The organism is Burkholderia sp. AU15512, assembly GCF_002223325.1.
GTDB lineage: Bacteria > Pseudomonadota > Gammaproteobacteria > Burkholderiales > Burkholderiaceae > Burkholderia.
Window position 1 is genome coordinate 1,193,568 of sequence record NZ_NKEX01000003.1, and the last position, 14,013, is coordinate 1,207,580.

10 protein-coding genes are annotated in these 14,013 nt (G+C 64.2%); 6 read left to right on the forward strand and 4 right to left on the reverse strand.

All coding sequences use genetic code 11. The features are described from left to right. The first annotated feature begins 172 nt into the window (after positions 1-172). The 5 genes from rimP to truB all read left to right on the forward strand — a co-directional run bounded on the left by rimP (position 173) and on the right by truB (position 6,575). Positions 173-631 (forward strand): ribosome maturation factor RimP, encoded by a 459-nt coding sequence (rimP, locus tag CFB43_RS08210; protein ID WP_014897219.1) that lies wholly within the window; start codon positions 173-175, stop codon positions 629-631. Continuing rightward, positions 631-2,106 carry a transcription termination factor NusA gene (nusA, locus tag CFB43_RS08215; protein WP_006476166.1) on the forward strand — a complete coding sequence of 492 codons (1,476 nt, stop codon included), beginning with the start codon at positions 631-633 and terminating at the stop codon, positions 2,104-2,106. The genes rimP and nusA overlap by 1 nt, the downstream gene beginning before the upstream one ends. Positions 2,107-2,197: 91 nt before the next feature. Further along, on the forward strand, positions 2,198-5,116 hold the full coding sequence (gene infB / locus CFB43_RS08220) for a translation initiation factor IF-2 (protein WP_089494712.1): 2,919 nt from the start codon (positions 2,198-2,200) through the stop codon (positions 5,114-5,116). A gap of 114 nt (positions 5,117-5,230) precedes the next feature. Then, on the forward strand, positions 5,231-5,629 hold the full coding sequence (gene rbfA / locus CFB43_RS08225; RefSeq protein WP_089425212.1) for a 30S ribosome-binding factor RbfA: 399 nt from the start codon (positions 5,231-5,233) through the stop codon (positions 5,627-5,629). 13 nt (positions 5,630-5,642) lie between these two features. Further along, positions 5,643-6,575: a tRNA pseudouridine(55) synthase TruB gene (truB, locus tag CFB43_RS08230; RefSeq protein WP_089494713.1), complete on the forward strand. Its 933-nt coding sequence runs from the start codon at positions 5,643-5,645 to the stop codon at positions 6,573-6,575. 85 nt (positions 6,576-6,660) lie between these two features. Here truB and CFB43_RS08235 read toward each other — a convergent pair whose 3' ends face one another. The 4 genes from CFB43_RS08235 to CFB43_RS08250 all read right to left on the reverse strand — a co-directional run bounded on the left by CFB43_RS08235 (position 6,661) and on the right by CFB43_RS08250 (position 11,591). Beyond that, the gene (locus CFB43_RS08235) at positions 6,661-8,220 is read right to left on the reverse strand and encodes a DHA2 family efflux MFS transporter permease subunit (RefSeq protein ID WP_089494714.1); all 1,560 of its coding nucleotides are present in this window, start codon (positions 8,218-8,220) and stop codon (positions 6,661-6,663) included. A gap of 28 nt (positions 8,221-8,248) precedes the next feature. Next, positions 8,249-9,463 (reverse strand): HlyD family secretion protein, encoded by a 1,215-nt coding sequence (locus CFB43_RS08240; RefSeq protein WP_089494715.1) that lies wholly within the window; start codon positions 9,461-9,463, stop codon positions 8,249-8,251. Between the two features lie 52 nt (positions 9,464-9,515). Further along, positions 9,516-11,012, reverse strand: a complete 1,497-nt coding sequence (locus CFB43_RS08245) for an efflux transporter outer membrane subunit (RefSeq protein ID WP_089494716.1) — start codon at positions 11,010-11,012, stop codon at positions 9,516-9,518. Between the two features lie 87 nt (positions 11,013-11,099). After that, entirely contained in the window at positions 11,100-11,591 is a 492-nt protein-coding gene (locus CFB43_RS08250) for a MarR family winged helix-turn-helix transcriptional regulator (protein ID WP_089494717.1), read from the reverse strand. 328 nt (positions 11,592-11,919) lie between these two features. Between CFB43_RS08250 and typA the strand changes: the two genes are divergently transcribed. Further along, positions 11,920-13,746 carry a translational GTPase TypA gene (typA, locus tag CFB43_RS08255; RefSeq protein WP_089494718.1) on the forward strand — a complete coding sequence of 609 codons (1,827 nt, stop codon included), beginning with the start codon at positions 11,920-11,922 and terminating at the stop codon, positions 13,744-13,746. The last annotated feature ends 267 nt before the right edge of the window (positions 13,747-14,013 follow it).

Here is a 14,013-nt window from a genome sequence, read left to right on the forward strand (position 1 = left end):
GTACGGATTCAATGTGCGGCTCAGGTGCGACCACCAGTAAGAAGATGGGCGTTCCGCCCATTTTTTTTTGCTGAAACGGTTAGGCATCTCGGGTAGCGCTTCCTGCGCCGGCTAAGGCGCGCGCCCGCGGGTGTAATCGCGAGCGGCGGGCGCGAACACCTGAGAGGACACAGTGCAACTGACGGAACTGATAGAAACCACGGTCACCGGGCTCGGCTACGAGCTGGTGGATCTCGAGCGCACCGGGCGCGGCATGCTTTGCATCTATATCGATCAGCCTGCCGGCATCTCGCTCGAAGATTGCGAAAAGGTCACGCGTCAGCTCCAGCACGTCTTGACGGTCGAAAACATCGATTACGAACGGCTCGAAGTCTCGTCCCCGGGGCTCGACCGCCCGTTGAAGAAGCTGGCCGACTTCGAGCGCTTCGCTGGCAGCGAAGTTTCCGTGACCTTGAAAAAGCCGCTGGACGGGCGCAAGACGTACCGGGGCATTCTGCACGCGCCGAATGGCGAAACGATCGGTTTGGAATTTGAGAGGAAGAAGGGCGAGGCGGCCATGCTGGATTTCACGCTGGCCGATATCGACAAAGCCCGCCTGATTCCGCAAGTTGACTTTAGGAGCCGCAAATAATGAGTCGCGAAGTGTTGATGCTGGTGGATGCGCTGGCGCGCGAGAAAAACGTCGACAAGGATGTGGTGCTGGGCGCCCTCGAGGCTGCGCTCGCGTCCGCTTCCAAGAAGCTGTTCGACGAAGGCGCCGAAATCCGCGTCCATATCGATCGCGAAAGCGGCGAGCACGAAACCTTCCGTCGCTGGCTCGTCGTGCCCGACGAGGCAGGCTTGCAGGAGCCGGATCGCGAGATCCTGCTGTTCGAGGCACGTGAGCAGAAGCCCGACGTCGAAGTCGGCGAGTATGTCGAGGAACCCGTTCCGTCGATCGAGTTCGGTCGCATCGGCGCGCAGGCCGCCAAGCAGGTGATCCTGCAGAAGGTGCGCGACGCAGAGCGCGAGCAGATCCTGAACGACTACCTCGAGCGTGGTGAAAAGATCATGACGGGTACGGTGAAGCGCCTCGACAAGGGCAATTTCATCGTCGAATCGGGCCGTGTCGAGGCGCTGCTGCGCCGCGATCAGTTGATCCCGAAGGAAAACCTGCGCGTGGGCGACCGCGTGCGCGCTTATATCGCGAAGGTCGACCGCACCGCGCGCGGCCCGCAGATCGAGCTGTCGCGTACGGCGCCTGAGTTCCTGATGAAGCTGTTCGAGATGGAAGTGCCGGAAATCGAGCAGGGCCTGCTCGAGATCAAGGCGGCTGCCCGCGACCCGGGCGTGCGCGCGAAGATCGGCGTCATCGCGTACGACAAGCGGATTGATCCGATCGGCACCTGCGTCGGCATCCGCGGTTCCCGCGTGCAGGCCGTGCGCAATGAGCTCGGTGGCGAAAACATCGACATCGTGCTATGGTCGGAGGATCCCGCCCAGTTCGTGATCGGCGCGCTCGCGCCGGCAGCTGTCCAGTCGATTGTCGTCGATGAAGAAAAGCACTCGATGGACGTCGTCGTCGACGAGAACGAGCTGGCTGTCGCGATCGGCCGCAGCGGTCAGAACGTTCGTCTTGCAGGCGAACTGACCGGCTGGCAGATCAACATCATGACGCCGGACGAATCCGCCCTGAAGCAGGGTGAAGAGCGCGACCGGCTGCGTGCACTGTTCATGGCGCGTCTCGACGTCGACGAAGAAGTTGCCGACATCCTGATCGACGAAGGCTTCACGAGCCTGGAAGAGATTGCGTACGTGCCGCTCAACGAAATGCTCGAAATCGAGGCGTTCGACGAGGACACCGTGCACGAACTGCGCAACCGCGCACGCGACGCGCTGTTGACGATGGCCATCGCGAACGAAGAAAAGGTCGAGAACGCAGCGCTGGATCTCAAGAGCCTCGACGGCATCACGCCGGAGCTGCTCGCGAAGCTGGCCGAACATGGTGTGCAGACGCGTGACGATCTCGCCGAGTTGGCTGTAGATGAACTGGTCGACATGACCGGGATGGAAGAGGATGCCGCTAAGGCGTTGATCATGAAAGCACGTGAACACTGGTTCCAGTGAGAAATGACCATGGCGCACTGATTTGATGGCGGCCGTATGGCCTGACCCGATGCTAACCGCAAGGAATCGGTCCTTGCACTAAGAGGAATGAATGGCGAGTAACAACGTAGCCCAATTTGCCGCGGAACTGAAAATGCCTGCTGGTGTGCTGCTCGAACAGCTGCAGGCAGCGGGCGTCCAGAAAGCGAGTGAAGACGATGCGCTGTCCGAAACGGACAAGGCGCGTCTGCTCGATCATTTGCGCAAGTCGCACGGCGCAACCGACGGCGACAAGCGCAAGATCACGCTGACCCGCAAGCATACGTCGGAGATCAAGCAATCTGACGCGACGGGCAAGGCTCGCACCATTCAGGTCGAGGTCCGCAAGAAGCGTACGTTCGTCAAGCGCGACGACGTGAGCGAGGGTGCGGAACAGGGTCAGGCGCAGGTTGCCGAGGCGGACGACGATGCGGAACTGAAGCGTCGCGAAGAAGAAGCGCGCCGTGAGGCCGAGCTGCTCGAAAAGCAGGCGCAGGAGCTTCGCGAGCGCCAGGAACGCCTCGAGCGCGAGGAAGCAGATCGCCGCGCCCGCGAGGAAGCGGCTGAAGCCGAGCGTCGTCGCGCCGAGGAAGAGGCCGCAGTGAAGCGTGCCGCGGCCGAAGCTGCGGCGGCGCAGCAGCAGGCGGCCGCACAGCAGGCTGCTGCAGCCGAGCAGCAGGAAGCGGTCAGCACGCAGTCCGCACAGGACGAAGCACGCGCAGCCGCCGAACGTGCGGCTCAGCGCGAAGCGGCGAAGAAGGCTGAAGACGCTGCCCGTGAGGCGGCGGACAAGGCGCGCGCCGAGCAGGAAGAGATCAGCAAGCGTCGTGCAGCGGCAGAAGCCGAAGCGCGTGCGATCCGCGAAATGATGAACACGCCGCGCAAGGCAGTGGTCAAGGCAGTCGAGCCGCCGAAGCCGGTCGAGCCGCCGAAGCCGGCCGAAGCGAAGGGCACGCTGCACAAGCCGGCAAAGCCGGAAGGTGCGCAGGCGCGTCCGGCCGTGAAGAAGCCGGCCGGTGCGGCAGCGCCGGCTACGACTGCGCCGGCAGGTGCGGGCGACCGTAACAAGAAGCCGGGTGCAGGCAAGGGCGGCTGGCAGGACGACGCGTCGAAGCGTCGCGGCATCAAGACGCGCGGCGATTCGAGCGGCGGTGTCGACCGCGGCTGGCGCGGTGGCCCGAAGGGTCGCGGCCGTCACCAGGACAGCTCGACGTTCCAGGCGCCGACCGAACCGATCGTTCGTGAAGTGCACGTGCCGGAAACCGTATCGGTTGCCGACCTCGCGCACAAGATGTCCGTCAAGGCCTCCGAAGTCATCAAGGTGATGATGAAGATGGGTCAGATGGTCACGATCAACCAGGTGCTGGACCAGGAAACGGCGATGATCATCGTCGAAGAACTGGGCCACCGCGCGGTTGCCGCGAAGCTGGACGATCCGGAAGCGCTGCTCGTCGAAGGCGAAACCGGTACCGATGCGGAGCAACTGCCGCGTCCGCCGGTCGTCACGGTCATGGGTCACGTCGACCACGGCAAGACCTCGCTGCTCGACCACATCCGCCGCGCGAAGGTTGCAGCGGGCGAAGCGGGCGGCATTACGCAGCACATCGGCGCATACCACGTCGAAACGCCGCGCGGCGTCATCACGTTCCTCGATACGCCGGGTCACGAAGCGTTCACGGCAATGCGTGCACGCGGCGCGAAGGCGACCGACATCGTGGTGCTGGTGGTGGCAGCCGACGACGGTGTGATGCCGCAGACGAAGGAAGCCATCGCCCACGCGAAGGCAGGCGGTGTGCCGATCGTCGTCGCGATCAACAAGATCGACAAGCCGGACGCGAATCTCGATCGCGTCAAGCAGGAGCTGGTCGCGGAAGGCGTCGTGCCGGAAGAGTACGGCGGCGATTCGCCGTTCGTGCCGGTTTCGGCGAAGACGGGCGCGGGTATCGACGATCTGCTCGAGAACGTGCTGCTGCAAGCCGAAGTGCTGGAACTGAAGGCACCGGTCGAGGCGCCGGCCAAGGGCATCGTGATCGAAGCGAAGCTCGACAAGGGCAAGGGCCCGGTCGCGACGATCCTGGTGCAGTCCGGTACGCTGAACCGAGGCGACGTCGTGCTGGCGGGTACGGCTTATGGCCGCGTGCGCGCGATGCTCGACGAAAACGGCAAGCCGACGAAGGAAGCGGGCCCGTCGATCCCGGTCGAAATCCAGGGTCTGTCGGAAGTGCCGGGTGCGGGCGAAGAAGTGATCGTGCTGCCGGACGAGCGCAAGGCGCGTGAAATCGCGCTGTTCCGTCAGGGCAAGTTCCGCGACGTCAAGCTTGCGAAGCAGCAGGCCGCGAAGCTGGAAAGCATGCTCGAGCAGATGGGCGAAGGCGAAGTGCAGAACCTGCCGCTCATCATCAAGGCGGACGTGCAAGGCTCGCAGGAAGCACTCGTGCAATCGCTGCTCAAGCTGTCGACCGACGAAGTGCGCGTGCAGATCGTGCACAGCGCGGTGGGTGGCATCAGCGAAAACGACGTCAACCTCGCAACGGCATCGAAGGCGGTCATCATCGGCTTCAACACGCGTGCAGATGCACAGGCGCGCAAGCTGGCCGAGTCGAACGGCATCGACATCCGTTACTACAACATCATCTACGACGCAGTGGATGAGGTGAAGGCGGCGATGTCGGGCATGCTGGCGCCGGAGAAGCGCGAAGTCATCACCGGCATGGTCGAGGTGCGCCAGGTCTTCAAGGTACCGAAGATCGGTGCAGTCGCCGGCTGTATGGTGACGGACGGTATCGTCAAGCGCTCGTCGTCGGTGCGCGTGCTGCGCAACAACGTCGTGATCTTCACGGGTGAACTCGAATCGCTGAAGCGCTTCAAGGACGACGTGAAGGAAGTGAAGCAAGGCTTCGAGTGCGGTATGTCGGTGAAGAACTTCAACGACATCGTCGAAGGCGACCAGTTCGAAGTCTTCGAAGTGACCGAAGTCGCGCGTACGCTGTAACCCTCGCGCATCGGCTCATGGGCGGGGCAGGCTTGGGCCTGTCCCGCCCATTTTCATGGTGGCGTGCCAACACTGGCCGCCGCTTTATCCTGATAAACGGATCACGGATCGATCATGTCCAGGAAACGTACTTCCCCCAATCGCAACGTGCAGATCGCTGACCAGATTCAGCGCGATCTGTCGGAACTCATCATGCGCGAGGTCAAGGATCCGCGCATCGGCATCGTGACCATCCAGAGCGTGGAACTCACGCCGGATTACGCACACGCGAAGGTCTACTTCACCGCGTTGACCGGCGATCCGGACAAGACGCAAGAAGCGCTGAACCACGCGTCGGGTCACTTGCACAACCTGTTGTTCAAGCGCCTGCACATCCATACGGTGCCGACGCTGCACTTCCACTACGACCAGACGATCGAGAAGGCCGTGGAAATGTCGCGCCTGATCAAGGAAGCGAACTCGACGCGCGCGAAGGACGACGACGAGGCCGATTCGGCCGCCAAGGACGACTGAGCTCGACCGGCCTATGACGACTGCAGCACCCCAACGTCCGCGCGTGCCCCGGCGCGTGCTGGACGGTGTCCTCCTGCTCGACAAGCCGGTCGGCCTGTCGAGCAACGATGCGCTGATTCGCGCGAAGCGTCTGCTGCTCGCGAAGAAAGCCGGCCACACCGGTACGCTCGATCCATTGGCTTCGGGCCTGCTGCCGCTATGCTTCGGCGAGGCGACGAAGTTCTCGCAGGATCTGCTCGAAGCGGACAAGACCTACGAGGCGACGATGCGTCTCGGCCAGCGTACGGCCACCGGCGACGCGGAAGGCGAAGTGATCGAGACGCGGCCCGTCGAATGCGACCGCGCGGCGGTAGAGGCCGCGCTCGTGCGCTTCACCGGCGAGATCGTGCAGGTGCCGCCGATGTATTCGGCGCTCAAGCGCGATGGCAAGCCGCTGTACGAATATGCGCGGGCGGGGCAGACCGTCGAGCGCGAGGGCCGCAACGTGACGATCCTCGCACTCGACCTGCTCGCGTGCGACCTGCCTGACGTGACGTTTCGCGTGTCCTGCAGCAAGGGCACTTACGTGCGTACGCTGGCGGAGGATATCGGCGAGGCGCTCGGCTGCGGCGCGCATCTGACGATGCTGCGTCGCACGGGCGTCGGCGCGCTGACGCTCGAGCATGCGGTGACGCTCGATGCGCTGTCCGATGCAGACGAAGCGTCGCGCGATGCGTGGCTCCAGCCGGTCGACGCGTTGCTGTCGACGTTTCCGCTGGTTCGTCTCGATGAAACCAGCGCGAAACGTTTCCTGCACGGCCAGCGCCTGCCGCTGTCGGCGCTCGATCCGATCGACGCGGCCGAAGGCGGGCGTGTGCGCGTCTATGACGCCACTCGGCTGCTTGGCGTGGCGCGCAAGGCGAACGGCGTACTGGCGCCGGAACGGCTCGTCGTCACGGCGGCCTGACGCCGCGGCGCGAACGCGCGCCCATTGGAATAAAAAAGCCCGGTCGATGTCGACCGGGCTTTTTGTTTGCGTCCAGGCTGCGTGTTCAGTGTGCAGCCGATGCCGCGGCACCTGCATCGCCGCCGCCCGAGCGCTCGGGTTTCGTGATCCAGATCAGCCCGATCAGCAGCACGAAGATTGCCGCCGAGATGTAGAACAGGTCGTTCACGCCGAGCTGCGCGGCCTGCTGCGTGGCCATGTTGTTGATCAGCCCGTGCGCCTGGTCCTGCGTCAGCCCGAGGTTGCCCATCTGCGTGACGGCCTGGTTGAACGTCGGGTTGTAGACGTTCGCCTGCTCGACCAGTTGCGCGTGATGGAAGTTGTTGCGATGGTCCCAGGCCGTCTGGAAGATCGACGTACCAATACCGCCGCACATGATCCGCACGAAGTTCGACAGGCCCGATGCTGCAGGGATGCGGTGGCCGGGCAGGCCGGACAGCGTGATCGACACCAGCGGGATGAAGAAGCCGGCCATCGCGATACCCTGCACGAGTGTCGGCAGCGTCAGCGACCATTCGTCGACGCCCGTCGTGTAGCGCGAGCGCATCCAGAAGCACAGCGCAAACGTCAGGAACGACGCCGTCGAGATGAAGCGCGGATCGGTGCGCGGCAGATACTTCCCGGTGAGCGGCGACAGCAGGATCGCGAACAGCCCGACCGGCGCCATCACGAGACCGGCGTCGGTCGCGGTGTAGCCGATCTGCGTCTGCAGCCACAGCGGCAACAGCACGAGGTTGCCGAAGTACAGGCCGTACCCGATCGACAGCGCAACCGTGCCGCCGGTGAAGTTCCGCATGCGGAACAGCGACAGGTCGACGACCGGGTGCTCGGCAGTCAATTCCCAGATGACGAAGAACGCAAACGCAATGACGGCGGTCAGCGCGAGCACGATGATGGTCGTCGACGCGAACCAGTCGAGATCCTTGCCCTTGTCCAGCATGATCTGCAGCGATCCGACCCAGATGACCAGCAGCGCGAGGCCCACGCCGTCGATCGGCGCGCGGCGCACGGCCGACTCCCGGTTGCGATAGATCGCCCACGTTGCGGCGGCGGCGGCGATGCCGACCGGGATGTTGACGTAGAAGATCCACGGCCACGAGTAGTTGTCCGAGATCCAGCCGCCGAGGATCGGGCCGGCGACGGGCGCGATCAGCGTCGTCATCGCCCATAGCGCGAGCGCCATCGGTGCCTTGGCGCGTGGATAGCTCGACAGCAGGAGCGCTTGCGACAGCGGAATCATCGGGCCTGCCACCGCGCCTTGCAGCACGCGCGACCCCAACAGGAACGGCAGGTTGGGCGAGAGACCGCACATCCACGACGAAATCACGAACAGGATGATCGACGCGAGGAACAGGCGCACTTGCCCGAAGCGGTCGGTCAGCCAGCCGGTCAGCGGCACCGAGATCGCGTTCGCGACCGCGAACGACGTGATGACCCACGTGCCCTGGTCGGACGACACGCCGAGGTCGCCCGAGATGGTCGGGATCGCGACGTTCGCGATGGACGTGTCGAGCACGTTCATGAACACCGCGAGCGATACCGCGATCGTCCCGATCACGAGTTGCCCGCCCTGCAAGGGCGGGTGAGAGACAGGAGCCTGTGCCATGTCGGTTGTTTTTCCGGAGTCGGAACGGTTACATCATCTTCGCGACGGCATTCGACTTCGACGCGGCCGGCGCCGATGCGTTGCCGCCTGCGTTCTCGGCGACGATGCGGGCGATTTCGGCGTCGGCTTCGTCGCCGTATTTCGCGAACACGTTGGTCTCGTAGACGGTGTTCGGCGCGTTCACGAGCTGGTCGCCGCGTTCGTCCTTGATGTCCACGTCGACCTGCATCGACAGGCCGATGCGCAGCGGGTGCTTGTCGAGATCCTTCGGATCGAGTTCGATTCGCACCGGCAGGCGCTGCACGACCTTGATCCAGTTACCCGTCGCGTTCTGCGCCGGCAGCAGCGAGAACGCCGAGCCCGTACCGGCCGAGAAGCCGACCACCTTGCCGTGGTAGACCGCCGACGAGCCGTAGATGTCGGCCGTCAGTTCGACCGGCTGGCCGATGCGCATGTGCTTGAGCTGGACTTCCTTGAAGTTCGCATCGACCCACACGGCGTTCAGCGGTACCACCGACATCAGCGGCGTGCCCGGCGACACGCGCTGGCCGACCTGCACCGAGCGTTTCGCGACATAGCCGGTGACCGGCGCGGGAAGCACGTTACGGGCATTCGCCAGGTAAGCGTCACGAACCTTCGCGGCCGCGGCCATCACGTTCGGGTGCGAGGCGATCGTCGTGTTCGCGGTCAATGCGCGATTCGATGCGAGCTGCTGCTGCGCGGCGTCGACCGACGCCTGTGCGGCCTTCACCGCGTCGCGGGCATGCGAGATCTCTTCCTGCGACACGGCGCCCGTCTGCGCGACGGCGAGGCGGCGACGCAGGTCGTCCTGCGCCTTCGACAGGTCGGACTGGCGCAGCGCGACTTGCGCGCGGTACTGGTCGTCGTTGACGAACAGGCCGCGCACCTGGCGCACCGTTTGCGCGAGATTGGCTTCGGCCTGCTGCAGCGCGACTTGCGAGTCGGCCGGGTCGAGCACGACGAGCGGATCGCCGGCCTTGACGGTCTGCGTATCGTCGGCCTTCACCGCGATCACGGTACCGGTGACTTGCGGCGTGATCTGCACGACGTTGCCGTTCACGTACGCGTCGTCGGTCCCTTCATGGAAGCGGGCGACGAGGAAGTAATACAGGCCGTACGCAATGGCCGCGATCACGATGACCGCGACGAGCAGCGTCATCATTCGCTTGCGCTTGCCGTTGTTCTGCGGCTGCGCGCTGGCGGCGTTTTGTTGGTCGCTCATGGCGATTTTCTCCGTCCGTTATTTCGAGTGTCTGCGTAGTGGTGGCGCCGGATCAGTTGGCGGCCTGTTTTGTCGGCTTGTCGGCATCGGGTGCGGCGAGCGGCGTGCCGGTCGCGTCGAACCCGCCACCCAGCGCCTTGATCAGCGCGAGCTGCATGTCGCGGCGGCGCATCTTCAGGTTGGTCACCGTCTGCTCCGAGGCGAGGCGGTTGCTGTCCGCGGTCAGCACCTGCAGCTGCGGCGACAGGCCGGCCTTGTAGCGGATGACCGCGAGGTCATAGGCGCGCGTCGATGCGTCGAGTGCGCGTTGCGCATCGCCCATCTGGCGATCGACCGCGCGGATCGATGCAACCTGCGTCGCGACGTCGTTCAGCGCACTGATCAGCGTCTGGTTGTAGTTCGCCACCGACAGGTCGAAGTCCGCGTAGCGGCCCTTGAGCTGCGCGCGCAGCGCGCCGGCGTCGAAAATCGGCAGGTGGATCGCCGGGCCGAACTGCGCCTGACGGCTCGCGAAGTTCAGGAATTTGCCCCAGCCGAATGCATCGAAGCCGAAGCCGGCCGCGAGGTTCACGTCGGGATAGAACTCGGCCTTCGCTTCCTTCACGTCGTGCATCGCGGCTTCGACCTGCCAGCGCGCGGCGACGATGTCGGGGCGGCGCGACACGAGATCGGCCGGCAGGTTGCCGGGCAGCGCGACTTCGCCGCTCGGGTTCACCACCGGCGCGGCGATCTGCAGCCCGCGATCCGGGCCCTTGCCGAGTAGCGCGGCGAGCTGGTAGCGCACCGTCGTGATCTGGCCATCGAGATCCGACAGCGAAGCCTGGGTCGTCGCGATATTGCCGCGCGCCGTCTGGCGTTCGACGTTGGTGTCGAGACCGGCCGACACACGGCCGTCGGTGATCTTGCCGACCGTCTCGCGGTTGGTGATCTCGCGTTGCGCGATGTCGCGCAGCGCATAGAGCTGCGCGAGCGAATTGTAGGTGCGTGCGACCGACGACGCGAGCGTGATGCGCGCCTGCTGCATGTCGGCTTCCGCCGCCTTTTCCTGCGACACGGCGGTGTGCAGGCGTTCGCGGTTCTTGCCCCACAGGTCGAGTTCCCACGACGCGCTCGCGAGCGCGTTGTTCTCGCTGTACCACTGGCCGCCGTACGGGGGCGGAAACAGCGCGTTCCCCGAATACAGCTCGCGCGTCCACGAATAGCTGGCTTCCGCCTTCGGCATCAGGTTCGAGCGCGACGATTCGATGTATGACGACGCCTTTGCGATGCGCGCCTGCGCCTGCGCGATCGACGGATTGCCCTGCAGGGCTTCGTCGATCAGCTTCGGCAGTTGCGGATCGCCGAACTGGCTGGCCCAGTCGAGCGCCGGCCACTGGCCGCCCTGGGCCGGGAGGCTCTGGGTGGATTCGAATTGCGACGCGGGGGCGATCTGCTTGTCGCTCTTGATGCCGATGTAATTCGCGCAGCCCGCCAGCGCCAGTGCGGCGACCGCAGCGGCGACGGCGGTGCGGCACGACCCGGCGCGCACGGACAACGGGGAGGATTTCATCGCGCTGATCCCTGACTCGGAATGAATGATGGACACTGCAAGGATTTCCTTACATTAATCTGTCAAAAGTAATTGTTATGGCAACTATTACGTGATGCTGCCGCCGGCGGTTTCGCAGTAGTTACTGAGAATGCGGCGCAGCATGCTCTTCAGGAACCCGACTTCTTCCGGCGTAAACCCGTCCAGCACCTGGTCGAGCACACTGCGGAAAATCGGCGGCAGCCGTTCGGCGAGCGCACGACCTTCGTCGGTCAGCTCGAGGCGCACGACGCGCCGATCCTCGATGCTGCGAACGCGGGACAGCAGGCCACGTTTCTCGACCCGGTCGAGCAGGCGCGTGACCGCGCTCGCGTCGATCCCGTACTCGCGCGCGAGCTCGGCGGCCGTCGAGCATTTGCCGACCGCGATCATGAACAGCATGCTCGCCTGCGTGCCCGTGATACCGAGCTCTTCCTGCGTGCGTTGCGTGACGAGGTTGGTCATCACCGATTTCACGCGCGACATCAGATAGCCGACGCTGTCGTTCATCTGATATGAAGACAGCTGCGAGACGGGCGGTTGGGTGGAAGAATCCGACATAAAACCCTGAAGCTGCAATAGTTGACTAGGCAGCAGTATAGGCACAGTTGCTTGCCGCGGCAAATGTTAATCGAACGGCAAAGGGCGCGCTTTGTGGCCCATAAATCCACTATCACATTAAGGTTTTTGGGCTTGCCAACGGCGCGGGTTTCGGCCGACCGGCGGGTTCCAGGGGAGGGCGTGCCGGCCGCCTGGTGTTGCGTCGCAACGTGTCCGTCAGCTCGCGACATCCGCACGTGCTATAATTTGTGGCTTTCCAAGCTGCAATGCGCGCGCCCGTGAAAAACGAGCGGGCGCTTTTGCGCGTTCAAACGATTTCCAGGTTTCTATGACCCGCGCCCTTCGCAATATCGCCATCATCGCCCACGTCGACCACGGCAAGACTACGCTCGTCGACCAACTGCTTCGCCAGTCCGGCACCTTCCGCGAGAACCAGCAGATTGCGGAGCGGGTGATGGACTCGAACGACATCGAAAAAGAGCGCGGGATCACGATTCTCGCGAAGAACTGCGCGGTCGAGTATGAAGGCACGCACATCAACATCGTCGACACGCCGGGGCACGCGGACTTCGGTGGCGAGGTGGAGCGCGTGCTGTCGATGGTCGACTCGGTGCTGCTGCTCGTCGACGCGGTCGAGGGCCCGATGCCGCAGACCCGCTTCGTCACGAAGAAGGCGCTCGCGCTCGGCCTGAAGCCGATCGTCATCGTCAACAAGATCGACCGTCCGGGTGCGCGGATCGACTGGGTCATCAACCAGACCTTCGACCTGTTCGACAAGCTCGGCGCAACCGAAGAGCAGCTCGATTTCCCGATCGTCTACGCATCGGGCCTGAACGGCTATGCGTCGCTCGACCCGGCCGCGCGCGAAGGCGACATGCGCCCGCTGTTCGAGGCAGTCCTCGAGCACGTGCCGGTCCGCCCGGCGGATCCGGACGCGCCGCTGCAGCTGCAGATCACGTCGCTCGACTATTCGACGTACGTCGGCCGGATCGGCGTCGGCCGCATCACGCGCGGTCGCATCAAGCCGGGTCAGCCGGTCGCGATGCGCTTTGGCCCGGAAGGCGACGTGCTGAATCGCAAGATCAACCAGGTGCTGTCGTTCACGGGTCTCGAGCGCGTGCAGGTCGAATCGGCCGAAGCGGGCGACATCGTGCTGATCAACGGTATTGAAGACGTCGGCATCGGCGCAACGATCTGCGCGGTGGATACGCCGGAAGCGCTGCCGATGATCACCGTCGACGAGCCGACGCTGACGATGAACTTCCTCGTCAACTCGTCGCCGCTCGCCGGCCGCGAAGGCAAGTTCGTCACGAGCCGCCAGATCCGCGACCGCCTGATGAAGGAACTGAACCACAACGTCGCGCTGCGCGTGAAGGACACCGGCGACGAAACGGTGTTCGAAGTGTCGGGCCGTGGTGAGCTGCACCTGACGATTCTCGTCGAGAACATGCGTCGTGAAGGCTACGAGCTGGCCGTGTCGCGTCCGCGCGTCGTGATGCAGGAAATCGACGGTGTGCGTCACGAGCCGTACGAACTGCTGACCGTCGACGTCGAGGACGAACATCAGGGTGGCGTGATGGAAGAGCTCGGTCGCCGCAAGGGCGAGATGCTCGACATGGCGTCGGACGGCCGCGGCCGCACGCGTCTGGAGTACAAGATCTCGGCGCGTGGCCTGATCGGCTTCCAGAGCGAATTCCTGACGCTCACGCGCGGCACGGGCCTGATGAGCCACATCTTCGACTCGTACGCACCGATCAAGGACGGCTCGGTGTTCGAGCGCCGCAACGGCGTGCTGATCTCGCAGGACGACGGCGCTGCCGTGGCCTATGCACTGTGGAAGCTGCAGGATCGCGGCCGCATGTTCGTGAAGCCGGGTGACGCGCTCTATGAGGGCATGATCATCGGTATCCACAGCCGCGACAACGACCTCGTCGTGAACCCGATCAAGGGCAAGCAGCTGACCAACGTGCGTGCGTCGGGTACAGACGAAGCCGTGCGCCTCGTGCCGCCGGTCCAGATGTCGCTGGAATACGCGGTCGAATTCATCGACGACGACGAGCTCGTCGAAGTGACGCCGCAATCGATCCGCCTGCGCAAGCGCTTCCTGAAGGAGCACGAGCGTCGCCGCGCGAGCCGCGAAGGCGCGGTCGACTAAGCGTTCCGGCCGTTCACTGCATCACGGAAAAGGCTGCCTGCGGGCAGCCTTTTTTGCATCTGCGCAGTGTGCAGTCGGATTGTCTGCAAAACACTGTTCCCGCGGGTCGTGGCAATCCGGCAAAACCCCGTCGCGCGGTGCTTTCAGGCACATTTCGCCGTGAACTCCGGTATCGGTTCTGTGATATGCTGCGCGCACGCAAGTTTTAGGTCCTTCCAAGCAAGACTTGATTCGCAATCCGCTAAACGGTCAGGCCGTGTCGCGGAA